Source organism: Microbacterium marmarense (assembly GCF_037204165.1).
Classification (GTDB): Bacteria; Actinomycetota; Actinomycetes; order Actinomycetales; family Microbacteriaceae; genus Microbacterium; species Microbacterium marmarense.
Map to the genome: position 1 here is coordinate 172,548 of NZ_JBBDGL010000001.1, position 13,875 is coordinate 186,422.

General features: G+C 63.7%; 11 protein-coding genes. 4 read left to right on the top strand and 7 right to left on the bottom strand.

All coding sequences use genetic code 11. The features are described 5' to 3' along the window. Positions 1-5: 5 nt before the first annotated feature. Complete coding sequence (locus WDU96_RS00750) at positions 6-851, bottom strand: UbiA family prenyltransferase (RefSeq protein WP_337336575.1); 846 nt, start codon at positions 849-851, stop codon at positions 6-8. A 260-nt stretch (positions 852-1,111) separates the two neighbouring features. Then, complete coding sequence (locus tag WDU96_RS00755; RefSeq protein ID WP_337336576.1) at positions 1,112-3,259, bottom strand: ATP-dependent Clp protease ATP-binding subunit; 2,148 nt, start codon at positions 3,257-3,259, stop codon at positions 1,112-1,114. A gap of 131 nt (positions 3,260-3,390) precedes the next feature. Between WDU96_RS00755 and WDU96_RS00760 the strand changes: the two genes are divergently transcribed. Next, a complete protein-coding gene (locus tag WDU96_RS00760) occupies positions 3,391-4,623 on the top strand; it encodes a DUF2254 domain-containing protein (RefSeq protein WP_337337629.1) in 1,233 nt (410 codons plus the stop codon). Between the two features lie 11 nt (positions 4,624-4,634). Here WDU96_RS00760 and WDU96_RS00765 read toward each other — a convergent pair whose 3' ends face one another. From WDU96_RS00765 to WDU96_RS00780, 4 genes are all read right to left on the bottom strand, one after another. After that, complete coding sequence (locus WDU96_RS00765) at positions 4,635-6,299, bottom strand: SulP family inorganic anion transporter (protein ID WP_337336577.1); 1,665 nt, start codon at positions 6,297-6,299, stop codon at positions 4,635-4,637. A 291-nt stretch (positions 6,300-6,590) separates the two neighbouring features. After that, a complete protein-coding gene (locus tag WDU96_RS00770; RefSeq protein ID WP_337336578.1) occupies positions 6,591-7,565 on the bottom strand; it encodes a GlxA family transcriptional regulator in 975 nt (324 codons plus the stop codon). Between the two features lie 634 nt (positions 7,566-8,199). Next, complete coding sequence (locus WDU96_RS00775) at positions 8,200-9,453, bottom strand: glycosyltransferase (RefSeq protein ID WP_337336579.1); 1,254 nt, start codon at positions 9,451-9,453, stop codon at positions 8,200-8,202. A gap of 3 nt (positions 9,454-9,456) precedes the next feature. After that, positions 9,457-10,674 (bottom strand): glycosyltransferase, encoded by a 1,218-nt coding sequence (locus WDU96_RS00780; RefSeq protein WP_337336580.1) that lies wholly within the window; start codon positions 10,672-10,674, stop codon positions 9,457-9,459. A gap of 118 nt (positions 10,675-10,792) precedes the next feature. On the opposite strand from WDU96_RS00780, the gene WDU96_RS00785 reads away from it, so the two are divergent. The 3 genes from WDU96_RS00785 (at position 10,793) to WDU96_RS00795 (ending at position 12,285) form a co-directional block, all read left to right on the top strand. Next, positions 10,793-11,386 carry a hypothetical protein gene (locus WDU96_RS00785; protein WP_337336581.1) on the top strand — a complete coding sequence of 198 codons (594 nt, stop codon included), beginning with the start codon at positions 10,793-10,795 and terminating at the stop codon, positions 11,384-11,386. Positions 11,387-11,491: 105 nt separating this feature from the next. After that, positions 11,492-11,923 carry a DUF6325 family protein gene (locus WDU96_RS00790; protein WP_337336582.1) on the top strand — a complete coding sequence of 144 codons (432 nt, stop codon included), beginning with the start codon at positions 11,492-11,494 and terminating at the stop codon, positions 11,921-11,923. A gap of 2 nt (positions 11,924-11,925) precedes the next feature. Further along, positions 11,926-12,285: an SHOCT domain-containing protein gene (locus WDU96_RS00795; protein WP_337336583.1), complete on the top strand. Its 360-nt coding sequence runs from the start codon at positions 11,926-11,928 to the stop codon at positions 12,283-12,285. A gap of 120 nt (positions 12,286-12,405) precedes the next feature. Here the strand turns inward: WDU96_RS00795 and cls are convergent, their stop codons facing one another. After that, positions 12,406-13,875 (bottom strand): cardiolipin synthase, encoded by a 1,470-nt coding sequence (cls, locus tag WDU96_RS00800; RefSeq protein WP_337336584.1) that lies wholly within the window; start codon positions 13,873-13,875, stop codon positions 12,406-12,408.

The following is a 13,875-nucleotide window of genomic DNA, read 5'->3' on the forward strand; positions in this document are numbered from 1 at the left end:
GCCCGCTATGACGACACCAGGGCTGCACCTGATGCAACCAGCTGCGCGGCAAGCAGCAGTGCGGCCAGCATCACGAGACGAAACAGCGTGCGCGAGGGCGCTCGACGAAACGCCTGAAGCAGGGTGACGACAGCGACCGCGACCGCGGCAGCAAACAGTAGCCACGACGCCGTCGGCACTGCTGTGATGTTGCCGTTTGCGGGTCCGAGTAAGACCGCGACGGCGCCGACGAAAACGGCGGCGACCGCAAGCACCGTCGATAGTCGTGAGCCGAGCCGGTGCGGCAACCCGCGCACCCCGGTGCGTTGGTCATCATCAAGGTCGGGCAGCACATTTGTCAGGTGCACCGCAGCGCCCAGCGCGGCGCCAGCGAATGTGGCCCATGACGGGGCGAGTGACGGCGGCACCGCAGAGAGAGTGGCAAGCGACGGCAACAACCCAAAACTCACCAAGAACGGCAGAATCGACGCGCCGGTCGCCTTCAAGCCTGCGTTGTACGCCCACGCTGAGGCGAGGGCGAGGGCATGCGCTGCCAACATGCCTACACCCAACAGCGCCGACAACAAAAGCGCGATGCCCAGCGCGGTGAAAGCAACTCCCCAGGCTGTGCGCTCCGAGATATCGCCCCGCGCGATCGGCTTGTCAGTGCGCGACACCGTGCGGTCACGCCTAACGTCTAGGGCATCGTTCGATATGCCCACCGACACCTGGCCGGCGAAAACGGCGACGGCCAGCACCAACACTCGCCAGGGCGCAAGACCCGAGGCGACGCCGAGCGCGAGTGCGAGCGTCGTGACAACGAGAGTCGGGCCCGGGTGCGTCGAGCCCCAGAGCGCGCGAACGACGATCATCGAGACATCTCCGAAGGGTATGACTTCTCGGTCATCATCCGTCCCCTCGTCGCATCCAAGTAGTCGACCTGTTCCGTCTGAGGCTGCGCGCACAAGCGTCAGCCGCTTACCTTGGGTTCAGCCTAACGACGATCCTGGCCGTCATTCGTGTGCCGCAAAGTGCGCAAACTCATCAAGAAAGCTCGCAAGATGCCACACACGAGTCGTCGACGTGGGGTGGTCTCTGCGATGTGCGCGGCACCGACGCCGCGCACATCGCGCTAGTCGCCCGCGGCGCTGGTCAAGGCCAGCCCGCTGCCGTCCACGGCCACGTCGACGCGAACGGTGTCACCGTCACGCACACCGCCCGAGAGCAGCGCGGTAGCAAGGCGGTTCTGGATCTCTGTCTGGATCAATCGCCGCAGCGGCCGCGCGCCGAACATGGGGTCGTAGCCACGCTCAGCCAGCCATGCCCGCGCATCAGGGGTGACAGCGAGCGTCAATCGACGCTCAGACAACCGGCGCTGCAGAGCGTCAACGGCGAGTTCAACGATCTGCGCGAGGTCGTCTTCTGTCAGCGCCTGGAAGATCACGATGTCGTCAAGACGGTTGATGAACTCAGGCTTGAACGCCTGGCGCACCATCGCCTGGACGCCTTCGCGCTTCTGTTCAATCGAAAGCGTCGGATCGATAAGCAGCGGCGAACCAAGGTTTGACGTCAACACCAGGATCACGTTCGTGAAGTCAACGGTACGGCCCTGACCGTCCGTCAAGCGGCCGTCATCCATCACCTGCAGCAATACGTCGAACACCTCGGGATGCGCCTTCTCAACCTCGTCGAGGAGCACCACCGAGTACGGCCGACGGCGCACAGCCTCGGTCAGTTGGCCGCCCTGCTCGTAGCCGATGTAGCCCGGAGGAGCACCGACCAGTCGCGAGACGGAGTGCTTCTCACCGTATTCCGACATGTCGATGCGCACCATGGCGTGCTCATCGTCGAACAAGAACTCGGCGAGCGCTTTCGCCAGCTCGGTCTTGCCGACACCCGTCGGGCCAAGAAACAAGAACGAACCCGTGGGCCGACCCGGATCGCTGATGCCTGCGCGCGAACGCCGCACTGCGTCAGAGACGGCCGTGACGGCATCTTTTTGGCCGACCAGGCGTTTGCCGAGTTCGGCCTCGAGATGCAGCAGCTTCTCGCTCTCACCTTGCAACAACCGGCCGACGGGAATGCCCGTCCACGCGGCGATCACCGATGCGATGTCTTCTTCGGTCACCTGGTCGCCGACCATCCGGTCGCCGGCTGGTTCATCACGTTCCGCGTCGATCAGTTGGCGCTCAAGGCCCGGAATCTCGCCGTACAACAGCTTCGACGCCTTCTCGAGGTTGCCCTCACGCTGTGCGCGCTCAGCGTCCATGCGAGCAGCATCCAACTTGGTCTTCAAATCGCCGACACGGTTGAGCGAAGCACGTTCGCGTTCCCAGCGGCCCTGCAGCTCGCCCAGGCGTTCCTCTTCTACGCGCAGTGTTTCGCGCAGCGTGGCGAGTCGCTCTTTCGAGGCGTCGTCTTTCTCCTTCTTCAGGGCGAGCTCTTCAAGCTTGAGCCGGTCAACGTGACGGCGTAGTTCATCGATCTCAAGCGGTGCCGAGTCGATCTCCATGCGTAGGCGGGAGGCTGCTTCGTCAATCAGGTCGATGGCCTTGTCGGGCAGTTGGCGCGAGGGAATATAGCGGTGTGAAAGCGCCGCGGCTGCAACAAGTGCGGCGTCAGCGATAGCGACCTTGTGGTGCGCTTCATAGCGCTCTTTGAGTCCGCGCAGAATTGCGACCGTGTCTTCGACCGTGGGTTCACCGACGTAGACCTGCTGAAAGCGACGCTCGAGAGCAGCATCCTTCTCAATAAATTCGCGATACTCATTCAAGGTGGTCGCGCCAATCAGGCGCAGTTCACCACGAGCGAGCATGGGCTTGAGCATGTTGGATGCTGCGACCGAGCCCTCACCACCGCCGGCGCCCATGAGCACGTGCAGTTCGTCGATGAAGGTGATGATCTGACCGTCAGATTCGGTGATCTCTTTGAGCACGCTCTTCAACCGCTCTTCGAACTGGCCGCGGTACATCGCACCGGCGACGAGCGCCGAGATGTCAAGGGTGACGAGTTGTTTGTCTTTGAGCGACTCTGCGACGTCACCCGCGACGATGCGCTGCGCAAGTCCTTCGACGACCGCAGTCTTACCAACGCCGGGTTCACCGATCAGCACCGGATTGTTCTTCGTGCGCCGCGTCAAGACCTGGCTGACGCGGCGGATCTCGCTGTCTCGACCGATTACGGGATCGAGTTTTCCTTGGCGGGCTCGTTCAGTGAGGTCGATTCCAAACTGTTCGAGGGCGCTGCGCGCGTCCTGCCCCGGGTTCTGCGTGGCGTTCATGGTTCTCCTAAAGTCGCGAGGCTCCAAACTTGAGCCGCCATGACTCAAGTTTACCTCGGCAGAGGATTCGACGGCAACCGCGGCAATCGAAACGCGTTGAAGCCATAGGGTGAAAGTTCGGAGGTGCGATCATCAGCGCAGCGAAAGTATTTCTCAGTCGCCTAGCTAGGCGCGTATGGTTCCGCGCCGCGCTGTTCACGCTGGTGGCGATCGCGTATGCCCTGCTGATCGGATGGATCGGTCCGTTGCTGCCGTTCTCGCCGACGCTTGATCTCGGCCAGGGCGCTATCGATTCGATCCTTCAGATTCTTGCCACGTCGATGCTGGCGGTGACCACGTTCTCACTGACAGCGATGGTGACCGCCTATTCGTCTGCCGCCAGAATCGCCACACCGCGAGCGACCCAACTGCTGGTCGAAGACCGCACCTCGCAGAACGTCCTGTCAACGTTCGTCGGCAGCTTCGCCTACTCGCTGGTCGGCATCGTCGCTCTTTCCACGGGCTATTACCCAGAACAATCGCGCACGCTGCTGTTCCTCGGCACACTCGTGGTCGTCGTCATCATCATCGTGACTCTGCTTCGATGGATTGCGCACCTGGCTAACTTCGGGCGAATGTCTGACATCATCAGCCGGGTTGAGAAAGCGGCCGGCGACACGCTCGCGCAGTACGCTCGTCGACCTGCTCTCGGCGCTCGCCCCCTGCGAGCAACGCCACCTTCGGCCCTGCCGGTGTATGCCGCCTCACCTGGGTTCGTCACCAATATCGACCTCGGCACCCTTGAACGCGTCGCCGAATCGGCGTCGATCGAGGTGCACATCATCGCCACGGCAGGCCGGACGGCGAACTCGCGCACGCCGCTCGCGCACGTAGTCGGCACGCTCAACGACGACACGGCCGACGCGCTTCGAGACGCCTTCCACGTCGAGGCACATCGCAGCTACGACCAGGATCCGCGTCTCGGCGTGATCGCCCTCTCAGAGATTGGCAGCAGGGCCCTCTCGCCAGCGACGAATGACCCCGGCACGGCGATCGATGCGCTGGCTGCACTCGAGCGAGTGTTCACGCTGATGGCTGAGCAAGAGCGTGATGAGGAACTGCTCTATCCACACCTGTGGCTCTCGCCGGTCTCGCTTGAAGACCTGATTGACGATGGGTTTCGCCCTATCGCTCGCGATGGCGCCGCAATGATCGAGGTCGGCCTGCGCGTGCAGAAGGTGCTCGCATCTCTTGCTGCGATGTCGCCGCAGAACTACCGCCTGTTTCGCCGCGCCGCTGCCAGCGCAGAGCGCCGCGGTGCGGCATCCCTCAACCGCGAAGATGCCCGCGCCCTGCGCGACGCGTGCCGAAGCCTCTGGCGGTGACGCGCGCGCCTTCAGCGTTCGAGCTCTTCACGCGCGTCGTTGTATGCCTGACGCAACGTTTCGCCGACCCACTCCGTGCCGCGATAGATGTTTCTCTCACCGATCTCGGCCAATAGACCACCCGCTGCCATCTGAGTCATCACGAGCTCTTCGCTCACGACGATCTTCATCGAAGAGTCGGCGACGCGCAGCGCCGCCGCGTACCGCAGCAACACCTCGACCAGGGCGAGGCCGATCTGGTCGGTGCCTCTCAAGCGAACGATCACCACGGAGTTTCGTGAATCTGCGTTGACAACCGGAAGCTGGTTTTCAACGGTGGGGGCGCTGGCGAAGAACAAGCTGCCGTAGGGCTGAAGCACGACAACATCGTCGGCAGGGATCACGCGTGGCGGTTCCGACTCGCGCATGCGGCCATCGCCACCAAGGTGCACCTGCCGCACGCGAACGCGGTTGGACTGCTGCGCGACAAACAGAATGATGCCCAGGCCGACGCCGGCTAGCACCGCAAACTGCAACGGCACCACCAGCGTGAGCAAGAAAGTCACCACCATGATGGCGGCAGGAAGCGGCCCGGTCTTGAACACCGAATAGATACGACTGGGCTTTACCGCTGTCACGCCGACATAGATCAGCAGACCGGCGAGCGCAGGCATCGCGATGTAGGCGACAAGGTCTGAGGCGAACAGAATCACCAGGGCCGTCACAGTACCCGCGACGAAGTACACCAACCGCGTGCGTGCGCCGGCCTGCACGACGAGCGACGAACCAGACATCGACCCGCCGACCGGCATGCCCCTGAAGAGTCCCGACAGAATGTTGCCGGCTCCCTGAGCGATGAAGTCGCGCGAGGCATTGGCCGGTTTGCCGTCAGGCGTCGGCACACCAGCCGACACCGCAGCGCCTTGAACCATCGCTACGAACGCCAGCGAGACGGCTGGCAACGCGACGAAGAACAGATCGTCGATGCTCGGGAGCACGGGCAGTGGAAGTGCCGCCGGCACCTCGACGAGGTCATTCAGCACGACGACCGGCCGTGAGCCCCAGAGATTCAGCAAAACCGCACTGAGTGAGCCGAGCACGACGGCAACCACAAGCCCGAGCGGGCCGATTCGGGTGTGCTGCAACAGTGCGATGACCAGAATCGTGAGAGATCCCACCAGCACGGCAGCGATGCTCCACTGAAACATGTTGAGAGCAGTATCGATGGTCTTGGTGAGCCGATTCGCGCCTTGCGCGCCATAGCCCGTGAAGTTGGCGAGCTGCCCGAGCACGATGTTCACGCCGACCGCAGTCACGAACCCGGTCATGACGGGTGTCGGCACAAAACGTACGAGCCTTCCGCCGCCAAGCAGACCCGCAATGATCAACACCAGACCGCTCAACATCGTCAGCGTGTAGAGCGCCTGGTCGGGATTCGGTCGAGACTCGAGACCAGCATCCGCCACGATCAACGCCATGGCGCCGGTGACCTGAACTGTCATGAACGCGCTGCTCGTGAACATCGCGGCGCCGACCATGCCGAACAGGTGTCCATACAAGCCGGCAAGCGGATTCACTCCGGCGAGCAGCCCTTGAGCCAGCCCATCGGGCACACTCTCGACTCCGAGCGTGACGCCCGCGACAACGTCTTTGCGTAGCGTTCTACGCGAGAACAACCGCCGTAGCTTCGAGCGCACGATGCCACGCTATCGGGGTCACCGCCCACTCGGCGACACGGGACGACTCAGTCGTGGCGGTCGTGTTCTAACGTTCACCCACGGCGGTGGCGCGGCGGCGCGCGCGGCGGGCGGGACAGCATCTGCGGCGGGGGTGCAACAGCACCTGCGGCAGGGGCGGGACAGTGCGTCGGCAGCGCATGCGGCAGGGATTCCCGGGCGCGTATGGCGGCAGCGCAACAGCGCGTGAGGCTGGGATTCGGCAGGGATGCACGGTGCGGCGGCGTAGCCCCCGGGGCTGAACCCGTCGTGCTAGGCGACGGACACCGGGGCATCGGGCATGCAGGTGAACCGCGCGCGATACGCAGTCGGCGTCGTGCCGAGCACGCGCGCAAAGTTCTGCCGCAGAACCGCCGCCGAGCCGAAGCCTGATTCATCAGCGATGCGCTCGAGCGCGAGATCGGTCTGTTCCAGCAGTCGCTGCGCGTGGATGATTCGCTGTCGAGCGACCCACGCGGCAGGCGTCGCGCCGAAGTCGGCCTTGAATCTGCGAGCGAAAGTGCGCGGAGACATGTGGGCTTTCGCCGCGAGTTGGTCAACGGTGAGGTCGAAGCGCAGATTGTTCAGCATCCAATCGGCGACGCGCGACAGCGAGAGCGACTCGACCTCTGGAATCGGAGTGTTGATGAACTGCGCCTGCCCGCCATCACGTTGCGGCGGCACCACCATGCGTCGGGCGATCTTGTTCGTGAGCTCAGCACCAAGCTCTTGTCGCAGCAGATGAAGACACGCGTCAAGTCCGGCCGCCGTGCCGGCGCTGGTGATGATGCGGCCATCTTGCACGTACAGCGCGTCGGGGTCGACGTCGATCTGCGGATGCATCGCGGCCATCTTGGCGGCATACCGCCAGTGGGTTGTCGCCTTTCGCCCGTCGAGCACTCCTGACGCGGCGATGATGAACGATCCGCTGCAGACGCTGAGCACCCAAGCGCCTCGAGCGACCGCGGCACGCACGACGTCGAGCACTCGAGGGTCTGGGGCTGCCCAGAACTCGCTCGGCACCGGCGACACCACGACCAGGTCGGCCTCACCGGCGAACGAGAGGTCGCTGTCGACGTTGAGCGAGAAGCCCATGCGCGAGTTGACGACGCCTGGCTCGGGAGTGACCACCCTGAAGTCGAAGTTGGGGATGCCCTCGTCGGAACGATCGAGGCCGAACGCCTCGCATGCCACGCCAAACTCGAATGGGGCGAACCCGTCTTGGACGATCACGGCGACGGTGTGCATCGTGGCTCCTTGCGCTTGTGGCAGGTTTCAGTCGAACAGTGGCAATTCTGCCACTCGTGGCAGGTAAAGCGCAAGCGTAGCGTTTCTGCCATGTTCACACTCATCGTAGTTCTCGCTCTGTCCATCGCCGGCGTTGCCGGATCGCTCATCGCCGTCGCCCACGATGGCTATCGCGCCGTGCCCACCGACCGCACCCGTCTGCCTTAACGCAAACCGCGCCTCCGTCGGCGCTGCCCGCCGCGACCGAACGCAGGCCCTGCCACCCACGCCGGCATCCGCCACCGCAGGCGCCGAAACAAGACCTCGTGCGCGAATCAAGCCACCCGCGAACCTGTCTCGCGCACCACGCCCCGTCTCACGTCCGAAAGCCCGCCTCGCGCAGCAAACCCTGCCTCACGCACCAAACCCCGCCTCACGCACCGAGCCCCGCCTCACGCCCGAAGCCCCGCCTCGCACACCAAGCCCGGCCTCACCGAAACAAGACCTCGTGCGCGAATCAAGCCACCCGCGAACCTGTCTCGCGCACCACGCCCCGTCTCACGCACCAAACCCCGCCTCACGCACCAAACCCCGCCTCACGCACCGAGCCCCACCTCACGCACCAAACGCGCGATGGATGCTGCGCCGCGGCGCGTCAGCCGGTGACGCGCTCGTACACCTCGACCATCGCGGCGGTGCGCGACGATTGGCGAAATTTCTCTCGAACGCCAGGGTCAACCTTGACCGGAGTGCCGGCAGCGATTTCGGCGGCCGCGACGCGGAGCGCGCCTGCGAGTGCAGACACCGTCCGTGCGGCTCGCGCTGTTTCGGCGACGGCCCAGTAGCCCGAACCGAGTTCGCGCGCGATGTCGGGGTCACACACGATTGCCGGTGTGCCGAGGGATGCTGCCTCGAACACCGTCATTCCCTGTGTCTCAAATCCGATCGATGTCTGCACCACGGCATCGGCAGCCGCAATCCGGCGCAGCACCTGGGCGTACGGCAACTTTCCGCAGAACGTCACCGCATCCTCAAGCCCATGCTTTGCGACGAGCCTCTCGGCCGCATGCCGTTCGGCCCCGCCACCGATGATCTCGACCTCAGCATCCGCTCCCGATGCAGCAAGCGCGGTCAAGAACGGCAACAGCCGCTTCTCGGGGCTCATGCGGCCAAGCCACACGAACCGGGGGCGGCCGCTCTCGCGCGCTGTCGATGCCTCGGCCAGCACATCGGCGAGCATCTCGTCATCGATCCCGTTCCAGACCACATCGACATGAGGTGCATTCAGCGCCCGCCGACGCGACGCGCCCACGCTGCCGCCCGGCACGACCCCGTGCGCTTCAAGCCGCTCGGCGAAGTGCGCCGACGGAGCAGTAACCGCGTCAGAGCGCAACGCGAAACGCCGTAGTAATGCCCAACCGTCGTGGCCTCGAGGCTTCGGCTCCGTGAGTCGCAGCACGCGTCGCTGCCAGGCGTTGAGCGCCCGCAACACCAGAGCAGGGAACGGTGCGGTCGCTTCTATTCCGACGTCGACCCTGTTGTGCATGGTGTGCACCACCGGCAGCTGATGCCGTGCGGCAAATCGGTGCCCGATGAACGCGCCCCAGAAATCAGCTTGAATGTGCACGACGTCTACGGCTGGGCGGCGGGCGAGCGCAGCATCCACCCATCGGTCGTTCCTTCGCGACGGCCACGTGAGCGAGTACTCCCGGTCGGGAGTGATCGGCACTGACGGCATATCGACATAGGCGCCATCAACGACGAGGCGAGCGCGTGCTCCGTGCATCGCCGGGGCAACGACCGTGACGGTGTGGCCCGCTTTCTCAAGAAAGCGACGTTGCAGACGCATCGAGACCTGAGCGCCCCCGAGTGACTCGAGGTGCTGATCGCCGAACATCACGATGTGCACTGGCTACTCCGGCAGGGGCTCGCCGCGGTACAGCGCCTCAAAGGTGTCGAGCGTGCGCTTCATGTCGTGCACCTTCACGCCTTCGAGAGACGCCCGTTGCATGCGCAAGCGCTCTTCAGCGGGCTGAGCAAGAACCATGGTGATCTTGTCAGCGAGATCGTCGGCGTTGCCGGGCTCGAAGAGGTAGCCGTTCTCACCGTCGTGCACAAGGTGCGGCAGCGCGACCGCGTTCGCCGCGACAATGGGCAGTCCCGAAGCCATCGCCTCCATGGTTGCGATCGACTGCAGTTCGGCAATCGAGGCGATAACGAACAGGCTCGCGTTGGTGAGCAGACCGCGAAGTTCCTCGTCGGTGGTGTGGCCGTGAAAGCGCACGCGCTCGCTCAGGCCCAACTGCGCGACGAGCTGCTCGAGATTGCGCCGTTGGTCCCCCTTGCCCACGATGTCGAAGGTGACGTCGAGTTCTGGAGCGAGAAGCGTCATGGCGTGCAGCGCGACGTCGATCTGCTTTTCGGTGGTGAGGCGCCCGACGAACACCATGCGATTGGCATCACGCGGCTCAAAATCCGCGGTGTAGTTGCTGGCTTGAATTCCGCAACTGATGGGAATCACGTTCTCGACGTTGACCGTCGATTCCAGAAAATCGGCGGCGCGCCTTGTGGGCGTCGTGACGGCCTCGGTGAGGGCGAAGGTGCGCTGGGCGTCTTCCCACGCGAGCTTGAGAATGTAGTCGTTCCACGCGGTCGGCAGAATGGTGAAGTCGAGCACGTTCTCGGGCATCACGTGGTTGGTCGCAATGATCGGGATGCCGCGCTTTGCCGCCTCACGCGAGAGACCGCGGCCGATCAAGATGTGGGACTGGATGTGCACGACGTCGGGGTTGACCGCATTGAGCACCTTGCGCGCATAGTGCTTCGACATCCAAGGCCATACGAACGTGAGCCAGTCGTGCGGCAGGTAGCGGCGCGATGGAATGCGGTGCACCGTCATCTTCTGACCCTCGATGACCTCCACGAACGTGCCGTGTTCCGCGTGAGTCGCACTGGGCGCCTCGACGTGCACCTCGTGCCCGCGCTCCACCAATCCGGCCGCCAAACGCTCCGCGAAACGTGCGGCTCCGTTCACGTGTGGCAGGAACGTGTCGGCGCCGATCAGAATCGTCAAAGGACGGGCACTCGCGGCGGCAGCGTTCTGCTCGTCGGGCGTCGCGGGATCGGTCACGGGTGTGTAGGCCTGTCTGTGCGGCGGTGCGGCTCTGGGGGTCGCTGAGGCGCGGCATCCACCCTACCCGAGGCGCTCTCTCAGCCAGTTATGCGCGGCCGTGCGTACGCTGGTTGACATGCCCCGTTTGCAGGCCGACGCCGATCCCCACCTTTGGGTGCCCGTAACCGATTCGATTGGCTTTCGCGGCCGTCGTCATCGCAAGGCCGCAATCAAGATGCTGCTCACGCAGGCGAGCACTACTGCCGGGTCGACGGCCCGCCCTGCCAGCGGCTTCGCTGCCTGGGCAATCAGCCAGGCGGCTCCGATGCTGATGAAGAAAGCTGCCGGCCGAGTGCTCGTGTGGGTATGGAAAGCGGATGCTGAACTTGTCGTCGCGATGGCACAGGTGCAAGAGGCGACGCCGCAGCTGCGCACTGCACGCGCGATGATGCCGATGGAGTATGACGACACCGAGAACTTTCGCAATGCCTATCTGGGGGTTGGCGAAAAGCTCGTCGTGCCGCTGCCCGGCGATGGCAAGACGCCCCCGTTCGCCACCTACACGTGGGACACCGGCACGCACATCATCACGATCACAGCGGTGTGCGGCGACCGCGAACGCTTCGGCACGGTGATCGGCTCGATCGACGACCTCGCCCGCACTTTGCGCACGGTTGACGACGTCGAGGTCGGCGAATCCCCAACGGTACTGCGTATCGATCCCTCCTGACGCGTCGCGCGATAGCCGCCGTTTCTTGCGGTGATCGGCATAGGAACGCGACCGCAGATCGCGCTACGCTCGACTCGTCAGTTGCGACTATAGGAAGGGAACCCCATGACCGAGTTTCGGTACGGACCCGTCGAGCTCTACCTCGTCGGATTCGAAGGAGAACGTCCAGACCCCGGTGTCATGGAGGCTCTGATCGAGCTGGTGTCGACCGATAAGGTCAACTTGCTCGACCTCATGCTCATCTCCAAGTCAGATGACGGTGACGTCACAATCATCGAGATCGAAGATGGTGACGACTTTGGGCTCGGCGAGATCGCCCTCGGCGCAGCCGGCATCACCGGCGAAGAAGATGTTGCAGAACTTGCAGAGCTCGTTCCCCCGGGAGCCAACGCCATGCTCGTCGCGTTCGAACTCGCTTTCCAGCGAGAGCTGGCCTCTAAGGTCGCCGCGTCTGGAGGCGTCGTCCTCAGCGCTGAGCGCATTCCAGCCCCGATCGTGAACGCGATCGCTGATGCAGTAGAAGACGAAGGAGAGTAATTATGCGTCGTCGTATGGGCCGTCCCGGCCTCATCGGACTCGCTGCCCGCACCGCCGTCGTTGCTGGAACGGCCACTGCCGTCAGCGGCGCAGTCGCGGGTTCCTCGCAGCGCAAAGCGCAGCAGCAGGCTGAGCAGGAGCAGTATCAGGCGGCCCAACAGCAAGCGGCGATGCAGCAGGCCGCTGCAGATGCTGTCGCTCAGCAGCAAGCTGCCGCGGCATACGCGTCCCCGCCCGCACCGGCAGCACCGGCAGCTGGCGTCGACGTTGTCGCCGAACTGCAAAAACTTGCCGGCCTCAAAGAGGCAGGCATCTTGAACGACGCTGAGTTCGCAGCCGCGAAGGCCAAACTCCTCGGCTAGATCGACAAAACGCGGGTGCCCGAACGATCCTTTCGGGCACCCGCGTTCTGTATTGCTGACGACTCAGCGCGTTTCTGACGACTCAGCGCATTCGTGACAACTCAGCGCGTCTCTGACAACTCAGTTCAGTGCCGAGGTGAGGCGGGCGACGCCATCGAGGAAGGTCGCTTTGCTCGGCTCGGCCCGCCACTGCTCAAGGGTCAGTTCCCGACTGATATCGCGATAGCCCTGCTCGACTGCACGCATGCCGTCTACGAACGATCGTCCGCGCACCATCATGGAGATCTCCATGTTCAAGCTGAACGACCGGATGTCCATGTTGCTTGAGCCGATTACCGCGACATCGTCATCAATTGAGAAGTGCTTCGAGTGAAGGATGAACGGCCCCGGGTACAGGAAGATACGCACCCCCGCCTCGAGTAGCGTCTCGTAGTACGACCGTTGCGCGTGGTAGACCAGGCCTTGGTCACCTACCTCTGAAACGAACAGCTGCACTTCGATGCCTCGCTCGCACGCCGTGGTGATGGCGTAGACCATGGCCTCGTCGGGCACGAAGTAGGGGCTGGTGATTATGACCCGTTCACTGGCGGAATGGATGAGCGACAGGAACAGGCGCAGGTTGTTCTCGGTGGCGTAGCCCGGGCCGCTGGGCACCAGCTGGCAGACAAGCTCGCCGTCAGTGGGTCGGGGCACATCGATAGCGGCGACCTGCTCGTCATCGAGCAGGTCGCCCGTTTCGATGAACCAGTCGGTGATGAAGATCGCATCGATGGATGCGACGACCGGGCCCTCGAAGCGCGAGACAAGTTCTTGCCACTTGAGTCCGCGTGCAATGTTCTTGGGGGTGTTGTAGGTGCGGTCGATGAGGTTCTGCGAACCCATGAACGCGACTTTGCCGTCGATCACGACCAGCTTGCGGTGATTGCGCAGGTCAGGCCGCTGATACTTGCCCTTCAGCGGCATTACCGGCAAGAGCCACTCCCACTTCACGCCAATGCGGTCAAGCTCGGCAAAGGTCGCTTTGGAGTTGACGGCACGACGTGAGGAGACGTGGTCCGCCAGCAAGCGGACTGTGACGCCTCGGGCTACCGCAGCCTCCATCGCGGCGAAGAACGGTGCAGTGGTCTTGTCGTTCGAGACGATGAAGAACTCGACGTGGATGTAGCGCTCTGCAGCATCCATCGCCTTGGCCATCTCGATAATGGACTGCTCGTAGTCGCCGAAGAGCTGGGCGCTGTTGTTCTCTTGCGGCGGCAGCTTGGTCAGCCGCTGGTTCTGCGCGACGATCGTGCGAAAGTGAGCGGGCCACGTGGTGTCGTCGACTTCCACGCCAGCCGCAGCAACGCGCTCCGCGATGATGGCGTCGATCTGCGTCTGCTTGTCACGCCGAGACTTCGGCAGCTTGATGCTTCCGATAAGCAGATACAGCAAGATGCCCAAATACGGCACCAAGATGATTGCCAGCAACCACGCCATGGCGGCGGTCGGTTTGCGGTGCTTGGGAAGCACGATCAGTGCGGTGACGCTGATGGCGACATGCAGCAGCACCGCGCCCAACCAGATCAGATTGCTACCGAGTACAGCGTCCAT

Coding starts and splice junctions, on each gene's coding strand:
- WDU96_RS00750 (WP_337336575.1), bottom strand. CDS start 851: ATGATCGTCGTTCGCGCGCTCTGGGGCTCGACGCACCCGGGCCCGACT.
- WDU96_RS00755 (WP_337336576.1), bottom strand. CDS start 3,259: ATGAACGCCACGCAGAACCCGGGGCAGGACGCGCGCAGCGCCCTCGAA.
- WDU96_RS00770 (WP_337336578.1), bottom strand. CDS start 7,565: ATGCACACCGTCGCCGTGATCGTCCAAGACGGGTTCGCCCCATTCGAG.
- WDU96_RS00785 (WP_337336581.1), top strand. CDS start 10,793: ATGCCCCGTTTGCAGGCCGACGCCGATCCCCACCTTTGGGTGCCCGTA.
- WDU96_RS00790 (WP_337336582.1), top strand. CDS start 11,492: ATGACCGAGTTTCGGTACGGACCCGTCGAGCTCTACCTCGTCGGATTC.
- WDU96_RS00795 (WP_337336583.1), top strand. CDS start 11,926: ATGCGTCGTCGTATGGGCCGTCCCGGCCTCATCGGACTCGCTGCCCGC.
- cls (WP_337336584.1), bottom strand. CDS start 13,875: ATGGACGCTGTACTCGGTAGCAATCTGATCTGGTTGGGCGCGGTGCTG.